The organism is Pseudomonas helmanticensis (assembly GCF_900182985.1).
Taxonomy (GTDB): Bacteria; Pseudomonadota; Gammaproteobacteria; order Pseudomonadales; family Pseudomonadaceae; genus Aquipseudomonas; species Aquipseudomonas helmanticensis.
This window is the reverse complement of the sequence record NZ_FXUY01000002.1, coordinates 80231-100316: the sequence shown is the minus strand read 5'-3', so window position 1 is coordinate 100316 and position 20086 is coordinate 80231. Positions and strand designations below refer to the sequence as shown.

Below are 20086 nucleotides of genomic sequence, written 5' to 3'. Positions count from 1 at the left end.
GCTGGACTGGCGCGACGTGCACTATAAGCCGGACGCCCAAAGGGCGGCTAGCATGCCTTGAGTTGTGGCGAAGTGCCAGCCCCGCTCGGCTGGACTGCCTTCCGTCATTAAGGTAGCTTTGCCGGTTACGCGGGAGCGTTCCAGCTCCTAGACTCAGACTTTTTCAGCGCGCACGCATTGATAACCATCAAGTGAACGACGCGCATGGTCTGGCCGGGCATCGCCCGCGCTGCAATCATTCATCTGTCACTGACCCAAGGTTCTCCATGGCTCAATACGTCTTCACCATGCATCGGCTGGGCAAAGTTGTTCCGCCGAAGCGGGAAATTCTCAAAAACATTTCGCTGTCCTTCTTCCCCGGCGCCAAGATCGGCGTACTCGGCCTCAACGGTTCGGGTAAGTCCACGCTGCTGAAAATCATGGCTGGCGTCGACACCGAGTTCGAGGGCGAAGCCCGTCCGATGCCGGAACTGAACATCGGTTATCTGCCGCAAGAGCCACAACTTGATCCGACCAAGACCGTGCGTGAAGTGGTCGAGGAAGCGGTCAGCGTGATCAAGAACGCCCAGGCGCGCCTGGACGAGGTCTACGCGGCTTACGCTGAAGAAGATGCCGACTTCGACAAACTGGCTGCTGAACAGGCCAAGCTCGAAGCGATCCTGCAAGCCAGCGACGGTCACAACCTCGATCGTCAACTGGAAGTCGCCGCCGACGCCCTGCGTCTGCCGGCGTGGGACGCCAAGGTCGAATTCCTCTCCGGTGGTGAGAAGCGTCGTGTGGCCCTGTGCCGCCTGCTGCTGTCCGCGCCGGACATGCTGCTGCTCGACGAACCAACCAACCACTTGGACGCCGATTCCGTTGCGTGGCTGGAGCACTTCCTGCACGACTTCCCGGGCACTGTGGTAGCGATCACGCACGACCGTTACTTCCTCGACAACGTCGCCGGCTGGATTCTCGAACTCGACCGCGGCGCGGGCATTCCGTACGAAGGCAACTACTCGGGTTGGCTCGAAGCCAAGTCCGATCGTCTGGCCGCTGAATCCAAGCAGCAGTCGGCGCACGAAAAAGCCATGAAGGAAGAACTGGAGTGGGTGCGCAAAGGCGCGAAAGCCCGCCAGTCGAAATCCAAGGCACGTCTGCAACGCTTCGAAGAAATGCAATCGCAGGAATTCCAGAAGCGCAGCGAAACCAACGAGATCTACATCCCGGCCGGTCCACGTCTGGGCGACAAGGTCATCGAATTCAAGAACGTCACCAAGGGCTACGGCGATCGCGTGCTGATCGACAACCTGTCGTTCTCGATGCCGAAGGGCGCCATCGTCGGCGTGATTGGCGGTAACGGTGCCGGTAAGTCGACCCTGTTCCGCATGCTGATGGGCAAGGAACAACCGGACTCGGGCAGCATCGAAGTCGGCGAAACCGTGCAACTGGCCTGCGTCGATCAGAGCCGCGATGACCTCGATGGCAGCAAGACTGTGTTCCAGCAGATCTCCGACGGTTCCGACCAGATCCGCATCGGCAACTACGAGATCCCGTCGCGCACCTACGTCGGTCGCTTCAACTTCAAGGGCGGCGATCAGCAGAAGTTCGTCAAGGATCTGTCCGGTGGTGAGCGCGGTCGTCTGCACCTCGCGCTGACCCTGAAGGAGGGCGGTAACGTCCTGCTGCTCGACGAACCGTCCAACGACCTCGACGTTGAAACCCTGCGTTCGCTGGAAGAAGCCCTGCTGGACTTCCCGGGCGCCGCGATTGTGATCTCTCACGATCGGTGGTTCCTTGACCGCGTGGCGACACACATCCTCGCGTACGAAGACGACTCGCAAGCGATCTTCTTCGAAGGTAACTACACCGAGTACGAAGCGGATCGCAAAAAGCGTCTCGGCGAAGCGGCTGCCCAGCCACACCGGGTACGTCACAAGAAACTGGCCTGATATCGGGTTGGTTGCATGAAAGAGCGGAGCCTTCGGGCTCCGTTTTTTTTGCCCGGGTTTTTTCAGAGAGACCGTGGAATGACCATCGCGAGCAGGCTCACTCCTACATTTGAAATGCGTTCCCTTGTAGGAGTGAGCCTGCTCGCGATAGCGGTATAACTGTTGGTGCATCAATCAGATTTGATCTCCCCATTCAGGTGCAAATCAGCGCCAAAAACCGGCAGGATTTATATCTTGTGCACCATTTAATTTCATATCTGCGACATTTTGCTCTGTTCCTGTGCGCAATTCGTTTGTTACAGTCCGGCCAAATCTCCTCCAACGACAAAAAATTTGCCGAGACTTTTGCCATGATCGAATCCGTCGAATCCTTCCTTGCCCGACTGAAAACACGCGACCCGGATCAGCCTGAATTTCATCAGGCCGTCGAAGAAGTCCTGCGCAGCCTGTGGCCGTTTCTCGAAGCCAATCCGCACTACCTGACCTCGGGGATTCTGGAGCGCATTTGCGAACCAGAACGCGCGGTGGTGTTTCGCGTGTCGTGGGTCGACGATCAGGGCAAAGTCCAGGTCAATCGCGGTTTCCGCATCCAGATGAACAGCGCCATCGGCCCGTACAAGGGCGGCTTGCGTTTCCATCCGTCGGTGAACATGGGCGTGCTGAAATTCCTCGCCTTCGAACAGACCTTCAAAAACTCCCTGACTTCGTTGCCCATGGGCGGTGGCAAGGGCGGTTCGGACTTCGATCCGAAGGGCAAGAGCGACGCCGAAGTCATGCGTTTCTGCCAGGCGTTCATGAGCGAGTTGTATCGCCACATCGGTGCGGACGTTGACGTCCCGGCCGGAGATATCGGCGTCGGTGCGCGCGAGATCGGTTTCCTCTTCGGCCAGTACAAACGCCTGAGCAACCAGTTCACTAGCGTGCTGACCGGCAAAAGCATGACCTACGGCGGCAGCCTGATTCGCCCGGAAGCCACCGGTTTCGGCTGCGTGTATTTCGCTGAAGAAATGCTCAAGCGTCGCGAGCAGACTGTTGAAGGCAAACGCGTAGCGATCTCCGGCTCCGGCAACGTTGCGCAATACGCTGCGCGCAAGGTCATGGATCTGGGCGGCAAGGTGATCTCGCTGTCCGACTCCGAAGGCACTTTGTATTGCGAAGCGGGTTTGACCGAGGCGCAATGGCTGGCGCTGCTGGAGCTGAAAAACGTCAAGCGTGGACGCATCAGTGAACTGGCAAGCGCATTCGGTCTGGAATTCCGCGCCGGTCAGTTGCCGTGGTCGCTGCCGTGCGACATCGCGCTGCCGTGCGCCACGCAGAACGAACTCGACGCCGAAGCCGCGCACGCGCTGCTGCGCAATGGCTGCGTGTGCGTGGCTGAAGGCGCAAACATGCCGACCACGCTGGCGGCTGTGGATATCTTTATCGAGGCCGGCATTCTTTTCGCGCCGGGCAAAGCGTCCAACGCTGGTGGCGTCGCGGTGAGCGGTCTGGAAATGTCGCAGAACGCCATGCGTCTGCTGTGGACCGCGGGCGAGGTCGACAGCAAGCTGCACGCGATCATGCAGTCGATCCACCATGCTTGCGTGCATTACGGCGAAGAGAACGGCCGGATCAACTACGTCAAAGGCGCGAACATCGCCGGCTTTGTCAAAGTCGCCGATGCCATGTTGGCGCAAGGCGTGGTTTAAGCCGGCTGGATGCGGATCACTTCGATGACTTGATCACCGGCGGGGCGTTGCCACAGCACTTCATCATTGAGCTGGGCACCGAGCAGGGCGCGGCCCAGTGGTGAGCCCCAATTGATCAGGCCCTTGCCCGCATCGGCCTGATCTTCGCCGACCAGTTGCACGCGGCGCTCGGTGTCGTGTTCGTCGGCGTAGGTGACCCAGCTGCCGATCTGCACTTTGTCGGTGGACGTTGCCGGCACCGCCACTTGTGCACTGCTCAGGCGCTGATTGAAATAACGCAGATCCCTTTCCAGATCAGCCAGGCGTTGCTTGTCGGCCTGCTCACCTTTGGCCGTTTGCTCGGCATGCAGGGTTTGCAGTTCGGCGACTTTCGCCTGCAACTGCGCAAGCCCCTGTGGCGTGACGTAATTGGGCTGCGCGCTGACCTGCCGTTCGACCGGCTGATCGGCTTGCGCGGCGGCGTTGTCTTCGTTGACGAATGCGCGGCTCATGCTGTCCTCCTCGTATGAGGTTTGGGCCATGTTCGCAGGCATTTGGTTTCACTGGATGTCTGCAAGCGACCTATGGCGAGCGATAAGCCCGCCCGGCGTCCTGATCTTTCTGTTGCTGCCAGGCGCGCTCGCGTTCGTCCCAGTGTTCGTTGCGATAGTCGTCGCGATCCTTGTTTTCGAGCATCGCCTGACACTGGCGAAAGCCGTCGGTCCAGCCTTCGGCGTATTGCTTGTCCTTGATATAACGCGGCACGTTCTTGCGGAACTCGCCGCTGATTGCCCCGGCGGCCTGACGACCGCTGACGCAACCATCATCGAAACCGTCGGCGAACGCCGGTGGATAACCTTTGGCGATCAAGTCTTCGTGAGTCGACTGGCAACCGCCCAGCAACAACAAAACACCCAGCAATCCCGCACACCGCCACATCGCACTCTCCCGCGCCGGTTCTCGGCTTATGGGGAAAGTCTAGAAGGGGATTCGTTGGTGGGGTGTGAAAGAAAGATCAAAAGATCGCAGCCTGCGGCAGCTCCTGCATGAGCGCGCGATCCCTGTAGGAGCTGCCGCAGGCTGCGATCTTTTAATAGTGATACCACTTCACTTCGAGCATGACTTCCGTTTCCGGCGTGGCGATGTGGCTGAACTCGCGTTGTGCACTCAGGCGCAGGCCAAGATTGCGCGACAATTCCCACTGCTGATTCAGGCTCAGGCTACGGCGCACTTCGCCGTTGAAGAAATAATCACCCTTGGCTTCCAGGCTGAGATTGCCCAGCGGGTTTTTCCACAGCACCCCGGTATTGAAGCCGCCGGCCGGGGACACAAACGCGGCGAAGTCATTGTTGTGCTCGACCCGCACCGTGCCGAGGGCAAAACCCAGCACATCGTCGCCCAACGCCCACGTACCACCGCCGCCACCGTTGACGTGGCTGACCAGTGTTTCGTCATCATGCTTGCCCGGTACCCGCTCCAGGCCACCGGTGACCTGCCATGACAACGGCTGCAGCAGCTCATTGCGCGGTGTCAGCGAACGAATCGTCGCCAGGTCCAGTTGCTGGAACTGCCAGTGATTGCCTTCGTACTGACGCAATTTCATCTGCAGGATTTCGATCTGCGCGCCGAGCGGGAAGCTTTCGGCGTTGTCGTTGAGATCGTGATAAGCCATGCGCAAACCATACTCACCGAACGCACGATCGCCACGGGTGCCGAGTCCGGCCTGCCAGGTGCGTGATTCGTGGCCATCTTCGGGCAGGCCCGGTTGCGGAATTGCCAGCTCGGGTGCCGGGTTCTTGTTGATCGCCCGCAACAGTTCGAAACTGCGCTGCGCCCGCTGCGGATCACGCTCCTGACCATTGGCGCGGTAGCGCTCCAGACGATACGCAGCGTCGATGATCAACGCCTGGCGATCGCGCGGCAGGGCTTTGAACGCCGGGTCCTGCAATTGCTGTTGATCGGCGCTGACTTTCAGCACCCATTGTTGTTCTTCATCGCTGAGCGGCTCGGCGCGGCTGAGCAGCTCACGCTCGCGGGACGGGCGGTATTCGATACTTTCCACCAGCCCGGCTTCTTTCACTGCTTTGACGGTGTCGGTGGGAATCGCGGTCAGCGGGAATTGTTCGGTCAGGCGCAGGCTCGGCCGAGCCACTTGCAGCAACTCGAGCAAACGGTAAGAGCAGTTTTCATCAAAGAAGAAATAGTCGAACTGGATCTGCTTCAGCTCCCACACATGTTCGACCATGCGTGCGGTTTCTTCCTGGGTCAGATTGAGTCGGTATTCCCAAAGGTCGCGGTTTTCCAGGCTGCGGTACTCAGAGAGTTTCTCTTGGTACGGCACCAGTGCGAACAGGCCGGGATAGCCGCCCATCAAGCCTTTCCAGGCGTAAAGAATGCTGTTGTCGGAACCTTCGATGTAGGCGCCGAAGTTGATTGCGTAACTGAGCAGCGAAGTCTTGTCGGCCTGCACGTCGGCCTGATCGATGCGCAGCAGGGTGTGGCCGAACATCGATGACGGGCTGTTCAAATAAGCTGCCGGGAAGATCATCACCGCGCTGTGCGGCGAGACGTCCTTGAACCACTTTTTGTACTCGGCGCACTCGGGTGTCGGCAGATCGCTGAGCTTGAGCTGCGCTTTCAGCCAGCGGGTGCGTGCAGGATAAACGCACTGTGCATGTTGCTCGCCAAGACTGGCCGGGGCGTACAGCGCTTGCACGGTGGCTGCCAGTTCATGGTCGGGATGTTCATTGCCATCGGGGGCGAGAAAGAATTTCTTGTCGCTGACATAGCTGCGCCAGCCGCCGAGCTTGGCGGTTTCGTAGTGACCGAGGGACATCCAGAAGCGGTCGTTGGCCAGTTGCTGCAAACGTTGAGGGTCGATATGTGGCGCGGCGGACAGCGGGGCGCAGACACAGAGCGCCAGCCAGGCAAGGCGTTTGAGCATAAGTGGCAACTTAAGTCGAAAGAAAATAAAACCCGAATCGGGGGTCAACACTCCACCCTGTGGCGAGGGGATTTATCCCCGTTGGGCTGCGAAGCGGCCCCAAAACCTGTATCCCCAATGCATCAGATACTCCGTATGCACAGGTTCACGACTGCTTCGCAGCCGAACGGGGATAAATCCCCTCGCCACAAGGTTCTGCGTCACGATGGACTGACGGTATTCAAAACAAAACCCGCTTCCCGAAGGAAACGGGTGGAGTCGAGCTTAAGCCTGAGTAGCGTACTTGGCCAGACGAGGATCCGATTTCAGTACGGCCAGGGTGTTGGTATGCACGTCTTCAGCGGTCACGTCAGCCTTGCTGAAGATTTGCTGGAAGTGCTCGTGAGTCACAGCAGCGAAATGCGCGCGATCTTCCGGCGCCACGCCCAGTACCACGGCATAAGTCGTCAGCGCTTCGCCGTTGCCTTTGGCCATGTCTTCGGACAGCTCGTTCATCATGCCATTCATGGCAAACCAGGATTTGCCGCCGTAGGTCAGCGACGCGTTGGTCGAGCAACCGTTGGTGCCGGAAGTCATACCAAACGTAGCGTTACCGGAAGTGCCGTTGGTGGTGGAAGCGAGGAAGTGCGCCGGGGTGCCACGCTGACCTTCGAACAGCATGTTGCCCCAACCGCAATCCGGGCCGCCTGGAGCTTGCGCCATTGCGTTGATGGATACAGCGGTGAAGAGAGTACCGAGAAGAATCCGTTTCATAGCTTTGTTCTCTTTATGTGCATACCAATGGACAGGGTTCTGGCCCCCCAAGCTCTGTACGAGACAGACCCAAACGAAGCCAGTGGGCCGGTATTAGTTCCAGCCGCGCAGTTTGGAGTTTAGGCACGTTCCCGGGGTTCCGTGATTTTTTACAAAAGATTCGCTCATGACCCCGGTTTCCGGGGGCCTGCTGCGTAGCGGGGCGGTTGTCTATGCTTTGTCACATGGCGCGCCTTGCCAGTGGGGCACGGGCAGCGCCAGAATGCCGCTATCTGCCCCGCCTGATTGTTAAGGAAGCCCGATGCCTGATCCTGTTGCTGCCAGCTTGCGTCTCGCGCCCGAAGCGCTGACCCGTCCGTTTTCCGCTGAACAGTTCAGCTTCACTACCACCAATGATCTGGAGCCCTTTCGCGGTGTGCTCGGCCAGGAACGCGCGGTCGAAGCCTTGCAGTTCGGTGTGGCGATGCCACGCCCCGGTTACAACGTCTTCGTCATGGGCGAGCCCGGCACCGGCCGCTTCTCGTTCGTCAAACGCTACCTGAAGGCCGAAGGCAAACGCCTGCAGACCCCGGCGGACTGGGTCTACGTCAACAATTTCGATGAACCGCGCGAGCCGCGTGCGCTGGAACTGCCTTCGGGCACGGCCACCTCGTTCACGGCTGACATCAACGGCTTGATCGACAACCTGCTGGCGACGTTTCCGGCGGTGTTCGAGCATCCGTCCTACCAGCAGAAGAAAAGCGCCATCGACCGCGCCTTCAACCAGCGCTACGACAAGGCCCTCGACATCATCGAACGCCTGGCGCTGGAAAAAGACGTCGCCCTGTACCGCGACAGCAGCAACATTGCCTTCACGCCGATGCTCGATGGCAAGGCGCTGGACGAAGCCGAATTCGCCCAACTGCCGGAAGCCGATCGTGAGCGTTTCCACGAGGACATCTCCGGTCTCGAAGAGCGCTTGAACGAAGAACTCGCCAGCCTGCCGCAGTGGAAGCGCGAATCGAACAATCAGCTGCGTTCGCTCAACGAAGAAACCATTACGCTGGCCCTGCAGCCGCTGCTGTCGCCGTTATCCGAGAAGTACGCGGAAAACGCTGCGGTCTGCGGTTATCTGCAAGCGATGCAGGTGTACCTGCTGAAAACCGTGGTCGAGCAACTGGTCGACGACAGCAAGACCGACGCTGTCGCGCGCAAACTGCTCGAAGAGCAATACGCGCCAAGCCTGGTCGTCGGTCATCCGGCCAGCGGTGGTGCGCCGGTGGTGTTCGAACCGCACCCGACTTACGAAAACCTCTTCGGCCGTATCGAATACACCACCGATCAGGGCGCGCTCTACACCACTTATCGTCAGTTGCGTCCGGGCGCCTTGCACCGCGCCAACGGCGGTTTCCTGATTCTTGAAGCGGAAAAAATGCTCAGCGAGCCGTTCGTGTGGGATGCGCTCAAGCGCGCCCTGCAATCGCGCAAGCTGAAAATGGAATCGCCGCTGGGCGAGATGGGCCGTTTCGCCACTGTAACGCTCAACCCGCAGCACATTCCGTTGCAGGTCAAAGTCATCATCATCGGTGCGCGGCAGCTGTATTACACGCTGCAAGACCTCGATCCGGACTTCCAGGAAATGTTCCGCGTGCTGGTCGACTTCGACGAAGACATCCCGATGGTCGACGAGAGTCTCGAGCAGTTCGCCCAATTGCTGAAAACCCGTACCTCGGAAGAAGGCATGGCACCGCTGACCGCCGATGCGGTGGCGCGTCTGGCCACTTACAGTGCACGACTGGCCGAGCATCAGGGACGTCTGTCGGCGCGTATCGGCGATCTGTTCCAGTTGGTCAGCGAAGCGGACTTCATCCGGCATCTGGCCGGCGATGAAAGAACCGACGCCGGGCACATTGAACGTGCATTGAAAGCCAAAGCCACCCGCACCGGGCGTGTCTCGGCGCGGATTCTCGACGACATGCTCGCCGGGATCATCCTGATCGATACCGATGGCGCCGCAGTCGGCAAGTGCAACGGCCTGACCGTGCTCGAAGTCGGCGACTCGGCGTTCGGTGTGCCGGCGCGGATTTCCGCCACGGTGTACCCGGGCGGCAGCGGTATCGTCGACATCGAGCGTGAGGTCAACCTCGGCCAGCCGATCCACTCCAAAGGCGTGATGATCCTCACCGGGTATCTGGGCAGCCGTTACGCTCAGGAATTCCCGCTGGCGATTTCCGCGAGCATTGCGCTGGAGCAATCCTACGGTTACGTCGATGGCGACAGTGCGTCGCTGGGTGAGGCGTGCACGCTGATTTCGGCGCTGTCGAAAACGCCATTGAAGCAGTGCTTTGCGATCACCGGTTCGATCAACCAGTTCGGCGAAGTGCAGGCGGTGGGCGGGGTCAACGAGAAGATCGAAGGCTTCTTCCGTCTCTGTGAAGCGCGCGGACTGACCGGTGAGCAGGGCGCGATCATTCCGCAGGCCAACGTTGCCACGTTGATGCTGGATGAGAAGGTCCTGGCGGCGGTGCGTGCCGGGCAGTTCCACGTTTACGCGGTGCGTCAGGCTGATGAGGCGTTGAGCTTGCTGGTTGGCGAGCCGGCGGGTGAGCCGAATGCCGACGGTGAATTCCCGGAAGGCAGCATCAACGCGCGGGTAGTGGAGCGCTTGCGCGACATCGCCGAGATGATCAGCGAGGAAGACCTCAAGGAAGCGGAAAAGGAACTGGCCCAGGAGGCTCTGGCCGAAGCCAAACCGGCTTAAGCCTTAACGCGGTCAAAACTGTGGGAGCGAGCCTGCTCGCGAAAGCGGTGCATCAGACGACGAATAAGTTGCCTGGCACTCCGCATTCGCGAGCAGGCTCGCTCCCACATTTGTTTGGTGTTAATCCATCGGAAATTCGTCACTACTCTGACGTCAAACTTCACACAATGACCATTCGGCGCCTTCTGGTCTGATTCGGTTTGTGCGGCGCGCTTTTCTTCTATTCTCAGCTCAAGGATATCGACAGTATCACTGGATCGAGCCAGTCCTCCCGTGGGGGCTGAATACCGGCTTCACCGAGGGTCGCCGCCATGTCGCGCAACCTCTGTCTCACCCGTCAGTGCCTGGGTCTGGTGACCCGAATCGAATGCGCCATCAAGCCGTTGGCCGGCGATAACGGCATGTGGACGCTGCTCTTCGCGGCCGGCATGGCCGGCGAACAACCATCCGCGATCAAAGCCCAGGGCCCGTTTCACGGACCGATCGCCGCCGAGTCGATTCTCGACACCATCGTTGAAAGTCTGACCCTGCACGGCTACGAACTGGCCGATGATCCGCAGATCTGGAGCCTGCACCTGCAAGCCCAGCTGCGGCAGATCAACGGTGGCCGCAGCCGCAGCCTCAATTAACACCTACCCTGTAGGAGCTGCCGCAGGCTGCGATCTGTTGATCTTGTTTTTTACGGCGCCGAGTTGCCCGCCTGCGCCTTGTCGAGTTTGACCTCAAAGCCGTATTGCACGGTGGCGAGGTCGGTCCGCTGATAGGTTTCCACGCGTGTCGGATGGCCGTAGAAATAGTGCACGCCGAACAGTGCCGGGCCTTCTGCCTTCGCATCGTGGCTGACCGAAAGAATCTGCTTCAGGTAATTGCCGCTGTCGTCCTTGACGAAGAAACGCCATTCGTTGGCCGGAAACAATTTCAGATCCACCACCAGTGTGTTGTTCTTGATCTCCAGGCCTTTGGGCAGGGAATTGGCGTCGTATGCTTGCTGGGCCACGGTGGCGAGAAACAGCGGCATCGAACCGACCGCGATCGCCGGGGTTTCCGGAAACAGATTCAAATCGTAGGTAATCGTCGCTTGCAGCGGATCGACCTGATACGCCTCGGGCGGTAATTCGATGGGCTCGTCGAGTTTGCCGTTGTGTTTTTCCGTGAAGAACGTCACCGGGCTTTCACCGGGGCTGAAGTCATCGCCGAGCAATTCATCGTTGAACGTGCGGCGATGGGAAAACTCGATACGGGCAGCGCTCGGGTCTTCGACCGACTGATGAATACGGATCCCGGCTTTCAGCTGTTCTTCCGTCAGGCTCGCGCCTTTGAGCCAGCTCACGGCCTGGTCGTCGTAAACCACCACCGGCAGATCCAGCGGCTGTATGGCTTTTTCCGTGGTGTGCTGGCTGAACGCGCGGATCGGCAGATCCAGCGCCTTGCGGGTCACCGTGGCAGACGAGAAATCCAGCACGCTGACTTCCAGAGTCTCGATCGGGCCGTTGAAGTAGACCTTGTTGTAGCGTCGCGGGTGTTGCTGTTCGAAAGTTTGCTGATCGTTGGTCAGCTGTGTTTCCAGGCTATCGCTCCAGCTCTTCTGCTGTTGCAGGTGCACCAGTTGTTTCTCGTAGAAGGCCACTTGTTCCGGGCTCTCGTTGATCGAACCGGCGCGCACCAGGTATTGCCCGGTGTTGTCGCGCGCCTGCACGATCAGTGGATTGAGCGGGGTGCCAGCGACTTGCGCGGCGAGGGGCAGGCTGTTGCTGACTTCGACTTCGGCGTAGTTCTTTTCAAGCTTGAGCAGTTTGACGCTGAGATTGTCATTGGTGCGGGTCTGGCCGAGGTCTTTTTTCGTCAGATCGAAAGTGTACAGGCGACGCGGTGCGATGACTTCGACCTGGCCTTGCAGGCTCACCGGTTGCGGCTGGGTCTTCTTGTCGACATCCAGGCCCTCGATGAACGGGTACGTCACAGTCAGGTCATCGGGGTTGGTGACGTTGGAACTGGACGGGCTGAGCTGAATGCCGGGATCGGTTTCCGACCATTCCGGCTGCCAGGCAATCACGCGTTTGTTGCTCAGGGTCACCGATTGCCATTCCACGCCATGCGGGAACAGGAAGCCGCCGGGGGTGTTGAGAATGAACGGGAATACCGGTTGCAGATCGGTGAGGTAGTCGGAGCTGGCGTCCTTGTGCAGGACGAACAGGCCGTTGATAAAGGTGTCGACCAGCGCCTGCGGGGTAGGGTAGTGCTTGAGTACGCCAAGGGCGTCTTCGCCGTACTCGATACGCATTGGAATGCCGTCGAGTTTCTGCTGTGCACGTTCGAGCAGCAGCAGCGAGCCGCCGAGTTCGCTGACGGCGTCCTTGAGCTTCGGATCGGTAATGGCGTCGAGCGACTGTTCAAACTGTGCGGTCTTTTCTTCAAGGCTCAGCGCGTGCTTCTCTTCACCCGGCGAGCAACCGCCGAGCAGCAGGGCGAAGCAAATTCCGGCGGTCGTTAACGGCAATCGCACATCCATTTCCACACGTCCTGTCCACTGTCGCTGGGCTGTCAATGGTTTGGACACTAGCAGAAAAAAAATGACACACACACGCAGGTGACGGATTTGCGGGCGGTTTCTGGCTGTCATCGGTGGCTGGTATACTCGCCGCCATTTCCAGCCCCCTGTGTGAGATTCAATGGAACGCTTTATCGAAAACGCAATGTACGCCTCGCGCTGGCTGCTGGCGCCGATCTATATCGGGCTGTCCCTCGGGCTGCTGGCGCTGGCACTGAAATTTTTCCAGGAAGTTTTTCACATCCTGCCCAACGTCTTCTCGATGGCCGAGTCGGAACTGATTCTGGTGCTGCTGTCGCTGATCGATATGGCGCTGGTCGGCGGCCTGCTGGTCATGGTGATGATTTCCGGCTACGAGAACTTCGTCTCTGAACTGAACATCGATGAAGGCAAGGAAAAGCTCAGCTGGCTGGGCACCATGGACTCTTCATCGCTGAAGATGAAAGTCGCCGCCTCGATCGTGGCGATTTCCTCGATTCACTTGCTGCGCATCTTCATGGACGCCAAGAACGTCGATCCCGAGCATCTGATGTGGTACGTGATCATCCACATGACTTTCGTGATCTCGGCATTTGCCATGGGTTACCTGGACAAGCTCACCAAGCACTGATCAACCTCTGATCACGGCAATGAACACCGCCCGTCTGTTGTGAAACAGACGGGCGGTGTCGTTTGTGGCTTGTGCTTTGGGGCGCGCGGGCATATCCCTGTAGACGTCCTGATTCGCCACCGCGTGAGGTGCGCTGATGAACCTGCAAGAGTTGAATGCGTTTGCCATTGCCAGGAAGGTCGATGAGCTGAACCTGATCTCCATGGAGGGCGGGATTTATCTGCTCGAAGCGCGCATGCATGGCGCCGCGTATCCATTGAGTGATCCCAAGGGCAACATGCTGACGCTGCGTTCGGTGGAGCATGCGCGGGATTTGCTGCATGCCTTTCCGGTGCTGCCGTTCAACCTCGTACACACCTCGGTACATGATGAAATGTGCGGCATGGGCCCTAGCAGCGAGGAAAGCCTGAAAGTGCCGCTGGCCTGGCGTTCGGCCCTATAGGCCTTGCGCGCCATCGCCGGAACATCTGTGCTAGTCTGCTCGCCCTTTTGGTTCCGGGCGCGCCGGGACGCGCTGTGCACGCACGGCAAGTCTTGTGGCCGTCCGCACAGCGGAGCAGTGTCATGTCCGAAGTAAATCTGTCCACCCACGAAACCCGCGTCAGCTACGGCATCGGCCGTCAGCTGGGTGATCAGCTGCGCGACAACCCGCCACCTGGCGTTAACCTGGACGCGATCCTGGCGGGTCTGACCGACGCTTTCGCCGGTAAGGAAAGCCGTGTTGGCCAGGAAGAGATGTCCGCCAGCTTCAAGGTTATCCGCGAAATCATGCAAGCCGAAGCAGCTGCCAAAGCTGAAGCCGCTGCTGGCGAAGGCCTGGCCTTCCTGGCTGAAAACGCCAAGCGTGATGGCATCACCACTCTGGCTTCCGGCCTGCAGTTCGAAGTGCTGACTCAGGGTGAAGGTGCTAAGCCGACCCGTGAAGATCAAGTGCGTACTCACTACCACGGCACACTGATCGACGGCACTGTGTTCGACAGCTCCTACGAGCGCGGCCAGCCTGCAGAATTCCCGGTTGGCGGCGTGATCGCTGGCTGGACCGAAGCCCTGCAACTGATGAATGCCGGCAGCAAATGGCGTCTGTACGTGCCGAGCGAACTGGCTTACGGCGAACAAGGCGTTGGCAGCATTCCGCCGCACAGCGTTCTGGTATTCGACGTCGAGCTGCTGGACGTTCTGTAATCCCGGGCCTGCCTTGATGGCGGGCTAATGTGGGAGCGGGCTTGCTCGCGAAGGCGGTGTGACAGACAACCTATGTGTTGGATGTTGATCAGTCTTCGCGAGCAGGCTCACTCCTGCAGTTTTTACCGGGTTTCATAATTCGATCTTGTGGTGTAGCTCACTGGTCGGGCGCAAGGCCCGGGCATAGCAGAACAGGAACAGATTGCGCACCAGCTCCTTGAGCACCAACGGTTCGCTGGAATTCAGGCTGCTGACGTCCAGATCCCCTTGATCCTGCAGTTCATGTAAGGCTTCTTCTTCAAGCACCGCGCAGACTTCACCGGTCTCCCGATGGAGGATTCTGAGGTAAGGGTGTGGGCGATCCAGCCAGGCGTCGATCAGATAAGTCATGGTTCTCATCTCCATTGAAGGTGTTTGATGAGAATAATTCTTATTATCTAAATAGCAAGCGCCTATTGGCAGATTGTGAATTTTTCCGGGTAAAGATTGCGTAAGGTCAAAACGGCTGGCGTTTGGCTATTGCACGGTTTTATCGGGTTGAAACGGGGGGAGGGTGAAGCGCCATCCCACGGCTGGCGCGGGATGGATCACAGCAGAATCAGACTTTTCTGACGAACTCGGATTTCAGTTTCATCGGGCCGATGCCGTCGATCTTGCAGTCGATGTCGTGGTCGCCATCGCACAGGCGGATGTTCTTGACCTTGGTGCCGACCTTGACCACCAGCGAGGTGCCCTTGACCTTGAGATCCTTGATCACGGTGATGGTGTCGCCGTCCTGCAGGACATTACCGACCGAATCTTTCTTCACGGCATCATCGGATGCCACTTCGGCTTCGCCACTGGCGGACCACTCGTGGGCGCACTCAGGGCACACCAGTTGGGTACCGTCTTCGTAGGTGAATTCGGAATTGCATTTCGGGCAGGGTGGCAACGTGCTCACTAAGGCTCCTTGGGTAGGGATCGCTAAAAGTCGCACATTATATAGGGTTTATCTGTTCGTGGCGCCAAAAGCAAAAAAACGCAGCCCGACAGCCCGTGTAGGAGCTGCCGAAGGCTGCGATCTCTTGATCTTGCTTCAGCGATTTCAGTGCGTACGCGCGACCGCAAACTCGCTCAGTTCAACCAGCGCATCCCGGTATTCGCTGGCCGGCAGCGCCTCAAGGCACTTGATCGCACGGGCCACGTAATCACGCGCCAGTTGTGCGGTGTACTCCAGCGAACCAGAGGCTTCCACGGCAATGCGAATGCTCTCGAGATCTTCGATCCCGCCTTTCTGGATCGCCTGACGCACCAGCGCAGCCTGTTCCGGCGTGCCTTCGCGCATGGTGTAGATCAGCGGCAGGGTCGGCTTGCCTTCGGCCAGATCGTCACCGACGTTCTTGCCCAGGGTTTCCGCGTCGCCCTTGTAGTCGAGCAGGTCGTCTACCAACTGGAACGCCACGCCGAGGTGATCACCAAAGGTGCGCAGCGCTTCAGACTGTTCAGGCGTTGCTTCGCACAGGGCCGCGGCGCTGTGGGTCGACGCTTCGAAGAGCATTGCGGTCTTGCCGCGGATGACTTCCATGTAGGTTTCTTCGGTGGTGCTGGCGTCACGTACCTTGGACAGCTGCAACACTTCGCCTTCGGCGATGATGCGCGTGGCCTGGGACAGGATCTTCATCACCGGCATCGAACCCAGTTCGACCATCATTTCGAATGAGCGCGAATAGAGGAAGTCGCCGACCAGCACGCTTGGCGCGTTGCCCCACATGGCATTGGCGGTCGAGCGGCCACGGCGCATGCCGGACATGTCGACGACATCGTCATGCAGCAGGGTTGCGGTGTGCAGGAATTCGATGGTGGCGGCGAGCAGGCGCAGATCGTCGCCTTCACGGCCCAGTGCCTTGCCACACAGCAACACTAATAAAGGACGCAGGCGTTTGCCGCCGGCCGACGTGATGTAATCGCCGATTTTCGATACCAGCGGCACTCGGGAAGTCAGCTGCTTCTTGATGATGCCGTCGACGGCGCTAAAATCGTCCGCCACCGCGCGGTAGAAAGCTTGGGGTTGCATCAGCGAGAGTCGCTCCAGAAGGGTTGCGCGGCATGCTAGGACCCCAGTCCAGACCTGTCAAGGCGCGGTCGGGCACTGTGAAAGCTGCTGCGCTCGGTAATCCTGCGTCAAAAACAGGCTCGGAATGCTCATTTACAAACCGTAAACTCCGCTTCCTCGCCTGTTTTTTCCTTGTCTTCCCTTCGCTCGCGACGCTTTCACAGCGCCTGAAGGCTACTTGCGTGACGGTCGCGCCTTGCGTACAATCGCGCACCCTGAACTTCCTGGGCAGCACCTGCCTTACGCAATTGCAACAGGCCTTCCAGCCCAATGCAGCCATGCCAGCCAATACCTCTTCTTATAAAGAGCTGGGTGAGCAGGATTATCGGAGAAATACCATGTCTTATGCAGTAATCGTTACTGGCGGCAAGCAGTACAAAGTCGCCCCAGGTGAATACCTGAAGATCGAAAAACTGGAAATCGCTACCGGCGAATCCGTTACCTTTGATCGCGTTCTGTTGGTTGCCAATGGCGACGACGTGAACATCGGCGCTCCAGTTGTTGCTGGCGCTACCGTTGTGGCTGAAGTGATCTCCCAAGGTCGTCACGATAAAGTCCGCATCATCAAGTTCCGTCGTCGTAAGCACCACATGAAGCGTATGGGCCACCGCCAGTGGTACACCGAGATCAAAATCACCGGTATTCAGGCTTAATTTCAGCCTAATTCCTCACTAGGAGAATTGACTCATGGCACACAAAAAAGCTGGTGGTAGTACCCGTAACGGTCGCGACTCAGAAGCCAAACGCCTTGGCGTTAAGATGTATGGCGGCCAGAAAATCATTCCGGGCAACATCATCGTGCGTCAGCGCGGCACCCAATTCCACGCCGGTTACGGTGTAGGCATGGGTAAAGATCACACCCTCTTCGCTAAAATCGAAGGCGTGATCAAGTTTGAAGTAAAAGGCGCGTTCAACCGCCGTTACGTGAGCGTTGTCGCAGCTTAATTGCGCAATCGCTGGAAAAGCCCTGTCTCGCGACGGGGCTTTTTCGTTTGTGGGGTGAGTCTCTTGCAAAACTGTTTGTATGGGCTGTCGGCGTACGATGTAGGTCGTGGATTGGGGTCGCTGCGCTCATTTTTGCAAGAGTCTTATGTCTTGATTGTTTTTCGGCTCGTCCGTACGGCGAGAGGCGTTGGTTATGAAGTTTGTTGATGAAGTATCGATTCGCGTAAAGGCTGGTGATGGCGGCAATGGCGCCATGAGTTTCCGTCGGGAAAAATTCATCGAAAATGGTGGCCCGAACGGTGGTGATGGCGGTGACGGCGGTTCCATCTACATGATGGCTGACGAAAACCTCAACACCCTGGTTGACTACCGTTACACCCGGCACTTCGATGCCGAGCGTGGTTCCAACGGTGGCAGCACCGACTGCACCGGCAAGAAGGGCGAGGACCTGATCCTGCGCGTGCCGGTCGGCACCACGGTGATCGACTCCGCCACCCAGGAAGTCATCGGTGACCTGACCAAGGCTGGTCAGAAACTGATGGTTGTGCAGGGCGGCTGGCACGGTCTGGGTAACACCCGTTTCAAATCGAGTACCAACCGTGCTCCGCGTCAGACCACTCCGGGCAAGCCGGGTGAGCAGCGCGACCTGAAACTGGAAATGAAAGTACTGGCCGACGTCGGTCTGCTGGGCTTGCCGAATGCCGGTAAAAGTACCTTCATTCGTTCGGTTTCGGCCGCGAAGCCGAAAGTTGCCGACTATCCGTTCACCACGCTGGTGCCGAACCTCGGTGTGGTCAGCGTCGATCGCTGGAAGAGCTTCGTCATTGCCGACATCCCGGGTCTGATCGAAGGCGCTTCCGACGGTGCCGGCCTGGGTATTCGTTTCCTCAAGCACCTGGCGCGTACGCGTCTGTTGCTGCACCTCGTCGACATGGCGCCGCTGGATGACACCAGTGCGCCGGACGCTGCTGAAGTCATCGTCAACGAGTTGATCAAGTTCAGCCCGTCCCTGGCTGAGCGCGATCGTTGGCTGGTGCTGAACAAGTGCGACCAGATCCTTGAAGAAGATCACGATGAGCGTGTCAAGGAAATCGTTGATCGCCTCGAGTGGACCGGTCCGGTCTACGTGATCTCGGCCATCGCCAAGATCGGTACCGAGCGTCTGTGCCACGACATCATGCGTTACATGGAAGACCGTGCCGATCGCCTTGCTGCCGACCCGGCTTACAAGGAAGAGCTGGCCGATCTCGATCAGCGCATCGAAGACGAAGCGCGCGCGCAACTGCAAGCGCTGGACGACAAGCGTGCCCTGCGTCGCAGTGGCGTGAAGTCGGTCCATGACATCGGCGACGATGACTGGGACGAAGAAGATGTGGATGACGAAGACGGTCCGGAAATCATTTACGTGCGTGACTGATTCGTTGCGATAAACTTGAACGCCGCTCAATCGAGCGGCGTTTTAGTATCTGGAAATCGGTTGTTGGTCGGTAATGGCCAAGAATAACGTCACGGGCGGCGCTGGGTCGCGCTGCCCTCAAGCTAAGGTTGAAGATGATGCGGAGCAAGGTGACAGGTGCGCAGCGTTGGGTCGTGAAGATCGGCAGCGCTTTGCTGACAGCTGATGGCAAAGGGCTGGATCGCGCGGCAATGAGTGTCTGGGTCGAGCAGATGGTGGCGCTGCATGAAGCGGGCGTCGAGCTGGTGTTGGTGTCCTCCGGGGCAGTAGCAGCCGGCATGAGCCGTTTGGGCTGGACCGCACGACCCAGTGCGATGCACGAGCTCCAGGCGGCTGCAGCGATTGGCCAGATGGGTCTGGTGCAGGCATGGGAATCGAGCTTCGCCGAGCATGGCCGGCACACCGCGCAGATTCTCCTGACTCACGACGACCTGTCTGATCGCAAGCGCTACCTGAATGCCCGCAGCACCTTGCGCGCGCTGGTCGAACTGAAAGTGATCCCGGTGATCAACGAAAACGACACCGTGGTCACTGACGAAATCCGCTTTGGCGATAACGATACGCTGGCCGCGCTGGTGGCCAACCTGGTCGAGGCGGATCTGCTGGTGATCCTTACCGATCGCGACGGCATGTTCGACGCCGATCCGCGCAACAACCCTGATGCGCAGCTGATTTACGAAGCGCGCGCCGATGATCCGAGCCTGGACGCGGTGGCGGGCGGTACCGGTGGGGCGCTGGGGCGCGGCGGCATGCAGACCAAGCTGCGGGCGGCGCGACTGGCGGCACGTTCCGGTGCGCACACCATTATTGTCGGCGGGCGTCTTGAGCGCGTGCTTGACCGCCTGAAAGCAGGCGAGCGCATTGGTACGTTGCTGTCGCCTGAGCGCGGCATGCTCGCGGCGCGCAAGCAATGGCTGGCCGGGCATCTGCAGACTCGCGGCACCCTGGTGTTGGATGATGGTGCGGTGGCGGCGTTGTCCAAGGGCAACAAAAGCCTGCTGCCGGTGGGCGTCAAACTGGTTCAGGGCAGCTTTCGTCGCGGTGAGATGGTGGTCTGCGTGGCGCCGGACGGTCGTGAGATTGCCCGTGGCCTGGCCAACTACAGCGCGCTGGAAGCGCAAAAAATCATCGGTCAGTCGTCGGATACGATTGTCGGTTTGCTCGGTTACATGGCGGAGCCGGAACTGGTTCACCGTGACAACCTGATTCTGGTCTAAG

General features: G+C 59.0%; 19 protein-coding genes. 11 read left to right on the top strand and 8 right to left on the bottom strand.

The window, feature by feature from the left end; all coding sequences use genetic code 11:
• Window positions 1-266 precede the first annotated feature (266 nt).
• Together ettA and gdhA are read left to right on the top strand one after the other, a co-directional pair.
• Entirely contained in the window at window positions 267-1931 is a 1665-nt protein-coding gene (gene ettA, locus QOL84_RS23095; protein ID WP_008078577.1) for an energy-dependent translational throttle protein EttA, read from the top strand.
• Window positions 1932-2281: 350 nt separating this feature from the next.
• A complete protein-coding gene (gdhA, locus tag QOL84_RS23090; protein ID WP_283438729.1) occupies window positions 2282-3619 on the top strand; it encodes an NADP-specific glutamate dehydrogenase in 1338 nt (445 codons plus the stop codon).
• Here gdhA and QOL84_RS23085 read toward each other — a convergent pair.
• The 4 genes from QOL84_RS23085 to QOL84_RS23070 all read right to left on the bottom strand — a co-directional run bounded on the left by QOL84_RS23085 (window position 3616) and on the right by QOL84_RS23070 (window position 7295).
• Window positions 3616-4110, bottom strand: coding sequence for a GreA/GreB family elongation factor (locus tag QOL84_RS23085; RefSeq protein ID WP_129395592.1), 495 nt, complete (start codon window positions 4108-4110; stop codon window positions 3616-3618). The two genes, gdhA and QOL84_RS23085, sit on opposite strands and share 4 nt — an antisense overlap.
• A 70-nt stretch (window positions 4111-4180) precedes the next feature.
• Entirely contained in the window at window positions 4181-4537 is a 357-nt protein-coding gene (locus QOL84_RS23080) for a hypothetical protein (RefSeq protein ID WP_283438728.1), read from the bottom strand.
• 151 nt (window positions 4538-4688) lie between these two features.
• Window positions 4689-6542 (bottom strand): Lnb N-terminal periplasmic domain-containing protein, encoded by a 1854-nt coding sequence (locus QOL84_RS23075; protein ID WP_283438727.1) that lies wholly within the window; start codon window positions 6540-6542, stop codon window positions 4689-4691.
• Window positions 6543-6806: 264 nt separating this feature from the next.
• Window positions 6807-7295, bottom strand: coding sequence for a DUF3015 domain-containing protein (locus tag QOL84_RS23070; RefSeq protein WP_007909797.1), 489 nt, complete (start codon window positions 7293-7295; stop codon window positions 6807-6809).
• 301 nt (window positions 7296-7596) lie between these two features.
• Between QOL84_RS23070 and QOL84_RS23065 the strand changes: the two genes are divergently transcribed.
• Both QOL84_RS23065 and QOL84_RS23060 read left to right on the top strand, forming a co-directional pair.
• Entirely contained in the window at window positions 7597-10035 is a 2439-nt protein-coding gene (locus QOL84_RS23065) for a Lon protease family protein (protein WP_129395588.1), read from the top strand.
• 311 nt (window positions 10036-10346) lie between these two features.
• Complete coding sequence (locus QOL84_RS23060; protein ID WP_064392388.1) at window positions 10347-10664, top strand: PA4575 family protein; 318 nt, start codon at window positions 10347-10349, stop codon at window positions 10662-10664.
• A 50-nt stretch (window positions 10665-10714) separates the two neighbouring features.
• On the opposite strand, the gene QOL84_RS23055 is transcribed toward QOL84_RS23060, so the two are convergent.
• Window positions 10715-12544, bottom strand: a complete 1830-nt coding sequence (locus tag QOL84_RS23055; RefSeq protein WP_283438726.1) for a hypothetical protein — start codon at window positions 12542-12544, stop codon at window positions 10715-10717.
• Between the two features lie 160 nt (window positions 12545-12704).
• Here QOL84_RS23055 and QOL84_RS23050 point away from each other — a divergent pair, with 160 nt between their 5' ends.
• From QOL84_RS23050 to bamJ, 3 genes are all read left to right on the top strand, one after another.
• A complete protein-coding gene (locus QOL84_RS23050; protein ID WP_129395586.1) occupies window positions 12705-13193 on the top strand; it encodes a TIGR00645 family protein in 489 nt (162 codons plus the stop codon).
• 136 nt (window positions 13194-13329) lie between these two features.
• Window positions 13330-13635 (top strand): DUF6482 family protein, encoded by a 306-nt coding sequence (locus tag QOL84_RS23045; protein WP_129395585.1) that lies wholly within the window; start codon window positions 13330-13332, stop codon window positions 13633-13635.
• Between the two features lie 122 nt (window positions 13636-13757).
• The gene (bamJ, locus tag QOL84_RS23040; protein ID WP_283438725.1) at window positions 13758-14375 is read left to right on the top strand and encodes a BamJ family beta-barrel-assembly machinery protein; all 618 of its coding nucleotides are present in this window, start codon (window positions 13758-13760) and stop codon (window positions 14373-14375) included.
• Window positions 14376-14507: 132 nt separating this feature from the next.
• Here bamJ and QOL84_RS23035 read toward each other — a convergent pair whose 3' ends face one another.
• The 3 genes from QOL84_RS23035 to QOL84_RS23025 all read right to left on the bottom strand — a co-directional run bounded on the left by QOL84_RS23035 (window position 14508) and on the right by QOL84_RS23025 (window position 16428).
• Entirely contained in the window at window positions 14508-14765 is a 258-nt protein-coding gene (locus tag QOL84_RS23035; protein ID WP_034153845.1) for a PA4570 family protein, read from the bottom strand.
• Window positions 14766-14973: 208 nt separating this feature from the next.
• Window positions 14974-15315, bottom strand: a complete 342-nt coding sequence (locus QOL84_RS23030) for a zinc ribbon domain-containing protein YjdM (RefSeq protein WP_129395583.1) — start codon at window positions 15313-15315, stop codon at window positions 14974-14976.
• A 144-nt stretch (window positions 15316-15459) separates the two neighbouring features.
• On the bottom strand, window positions 15460-16428 hold the full coding sequence (locus tag QOL84_RS23025) for a polyprenyl synthetase family protein (RefSeq protein ID WP_129395582.1): 969 nt from the start codon (window positions 16426-16428) through the stop codon (window positions 15460-15462).
• Window positions 16429-16805: 377 nt separating this feature from the next.
• On the opposite strand from QOL84_RS23025, the gene rplU reads away from it, so the two are divergent.
• From rplU to proB, 4 genes are all read left to right on the top strand, one after another.
• Complete coding sequence (gene rplU, locus QOL84_RS23020; protein ID WP_003176051.1) at window positions 16806-17120, top strand: 50S ribosomal protein L21; 315 nt, start codon at window positions 16806-16808, stop codon at window positions 17118-17120.
• A gap of 34 nt (window positions 17121-17154) precedes the next feature.
• Complete coding sequence (rpmA, locus tag QOL84_RS23015) at window positions 17155-17412, top strand: 50S ribosomal protein L27 (protein WP_003176049.1); 258 nt, start codon at window positions 17155-17157, stop codon at window positions 17410-17412.
• A 193-nt stretch (window positions 17413-17605) separates the two neighbouring features.
• Window positions 17606-18829, top strand: coding sequence for an Obg family GTPase CgtA (cgtA, locus tag QOL84_RS23010; protein WP_129395581.1), 1224 nt, complete (start codon window positions 17606-17608; stop codon window positions 18827-18829).
• A 137-nt stretch (window positions 18830-18966) separates the two neighbouring features.
• A complete protein-coding gene (gene proB, locus QOL84_RS23005; RefSeq protein WP_283438724.1) occupies window positions 18967-20085 on the top strand; it encodes a glutamate 5-kinase in 1119 nt (372 codons plus the stop codon).
• The last annotated feature ends 1 nt before the right edge of the window (window position 20086 follow it).

Coding starts and splice junctions, on each gene's coding strand:
- ettA (WP_008078577.1), top strand. CDS start 267: ATGGCTCAATACGTCTTCACCATGCATCGGCTGGGCAAAGTTGTTCCG.
- gdhA (WP_283438729.1), top strand. CDS start 2,282: ATGATCGAATCCGTCGAATCCTTCCTTGCCCGACTGAAAACACGCGAC.
- QOL84_RS23085 (WP_129395592.1), bottom strand. CDS start 4,110: ATGAGCCGCGCATTCGTCAACGAAGACAACGCCGCCGCGCAAGCCGAT.
- QOL84_RS23080 (WP_283438728.1), bottom strand. CDS start 4,537: ATGTGGCGGTGTGCGGGATTGCTGGGTGTTTTGTTGTTGCTGGGCGGT.
- QOL84_RS23075 (WP_283438727.1), bottom strand. CDS start 6,542: ATGCTCAAACGCCTTGCCTGGCTGGCGCTCTGTGTCTGCGCCCCGCTG.
- QOL84_RS23070 (WP_007909797.1), bottom strand. CDS start 7,295: ATGAAACGGATTCTTCTCGGTACTCTCTTCACCGCTGTATCCATCAAC.
- QOL84_RS23065 (WP_129395588.1), top strand. CDS start 7,597: ATGCCTGATCCTGTTGCTGCCAGCTTGCGTCTCGCGCCCGAAGCGCTG.
- QOL84_RS23060 (WP_064392388.1), top strand. CDS start 10,347: ATGTCGCGCAACCTCTGTCTCACCCGTCAGTGCCTGGGTCTGGTGACC.
- QOL84_RS23055 (WP_283438726.1), bottom strand. CDS start 12,544: ATGGATGTGCGATTGCCGTTAACGACCGCCGGAATTTGCTTCGCCCTG.
- QOL84_RS23050 (WP_129395586.1), top strand. CDS start 12,705: ATGGAACGCTTTATCGAAAACGCAATGTACGCCTCGCGCTGGCTGCTG.
- QOL84_RS23045 (WP_129395585.1), top strand. CDS start 13,330: ATGAACCTGCAAGAGTTGAATGCGTTTGCCATTGCCAGGAAGGTCGAT.
- bamJ (WP_283438725.1), top strand. CDS start 13,758: ATGTCCGAAGTAAATCTGTCCACCCACGAAACCCGCGTCAGCTACGGC.
- QOL84_RS23035 (WP_034153845.1), bottom strand. CDS start 14,765: ATGACTTATCTGATCGACGCCTGGCTGGATCGCCCACACCCTTACCTC.
- QOL84_RS23025 (WP_129395582.1), bottom strand. CDS start 16,428: ATGCAACCCCAAGCTTTCTACCGCGCGGTGGCGGACGATTTTAGCGCC.
- rplU (WP_003176051.1), top strand. CDS start 16,806: ATGTCTTATGCAGTAATCGTTACTGGCGGCAAGCAGTACAAAGTCGCC.
- rpmA (WP_003176049.1), top strand. CDS start 17,155: ATGGCACACAAAAAAGCTGGTGGTAGTACCCGTAACGGTCGCGACTCA.
- cgtA (WP_129395581.1), top strand. CDS start 17,606: ATGAAGTTTGTTGATGAAGTATCGATTCGCGTAAAGGCTGGTGATGGC.
- proB (WP_283438724.1), top strand. CDS start 18,967: ATGCGGAGCAAGGTGACAGGTGCGCAGCGTTGGGTCGTGAAGATCGGC.